1 protein-coding gene is annotated in these 1,092 nt (G+C 68.6%); it reads left to right on the top strand.

Annotated features, from left to right (window positions below; all coding sequences use genetic code 11):
* Window positions 1-10: 10 nt before the first annotated feature.
* Window positions 11-1,057: an IS30 family transposase gene (locus tag ABZ281_RS50330; protein ID WP_356665640.1), complete on the top strand. Its 1,047-nt coding sequence runs from the start codon at window positions 11-13 to the stop codon at window positions 1,055-1,057.
* Window positions 1,058-1,092: the final 35 nt, after the last annotated feature.

Here is a 1,092-nt window from a genome sequence, read left to right as displayed (position 1 = left end):
TAAGACCGGTGTGACCACCACTGGCGCCAGCACAACCCAGTCGTCCCTCGCTGCGGTCGACGCGCGGCTGCACCCCCGGTTCCTGACCGTGACCGAGCGGGAGACGATCGCTGACATGCACCGGGCCGGCCATTCGCTGCGGGCGATCGGCCGGGCTCTGGGGCGACCGGCGTCCACGATCAAGCGGGAAATCGACGCCCGGGCGGTCGACGGCGTCTACCGGCCGCACCGGGCTCAGCGGGCCTGGGCCGAGAGCCGGTCACGGTTCAAGGCATCGAAGCTCGCCGCAGACGGTCCGCTGCGTCGATACGTTGAGGACAAGCTGCGCGAACGCTGGTCCCCGGAGCAGATCAGTCACGCTGTGGTCATCGAGTTCCCCGACGACGAGAGCATGCGGGTGAGTCCGGAGACGATCTACCAGGCCATCTACGTCCAGGCCCGAGGCGGCCTGCGTCGCGAGATCGCGGTCGCACTGCGCAGCGGGCGCACCCGCCGCAAGCCTCGCCGCAGCCCGGAGCAGCGCACCCGCCGCTTCGTCGACGAGATGGTGATGATCTCCGAGCGTCCTGCCGAGGTGGAGGACCGGGCGGTTCCCGGCCACTGGGAAGGCGATCTGATCGTCGGCCCCCGAAGCGAGAGCGCGATCGTGACCCTGGTCGAGCGCTCCACCCGCTACGTCCTGCTCGGGCATCTGTCTGGCGGGCACACCGCCGAGGAGGTCCGCGACGTGCTGGTGCCGCTGATCCAGAGCCTGCCCGACCACCTGCGCGGCTCGCTGACCTGGGACCAGGGTTGCGAGATGGCCGCGCACAAGCAGTTCACCGTGGCCACGGGAGTACCGGTCTACTTCTGCGACCCGCACTCTCCTTGGCAGCGCGGGTCGAACGAGAACACCAACGGCCTGCTGCGGCAGTACTTCCCCAAGGGCACCGACCTGTCCGTGCACAGCGCCGAAGACCTCGAACACGTCGCCCAACAACTCAACGGCCGACCACGCAAAACGCTCGACTGGAGAACCCCAGCCGAGCGCCTGCGTGATCTACTGACAGCCACGTAAGCCATCAGGTGTTGCGAGGACCCCGAGAATCCGCC

The organism is Streptomyces sp. NPDC006265 (assembly GCF_040613555.1).
Classification (GTDB): domain Bacteria; phylum Actinomycetota; class Actinomycetes; order Streptomycetales; family Streptomycetaceae; genus Streptomyces.
The sequence above is the reverse complement of the archived record's forward strand: the minus strand, read 5'-3'. Positions and strand labels throughout refer to the sequence as shown.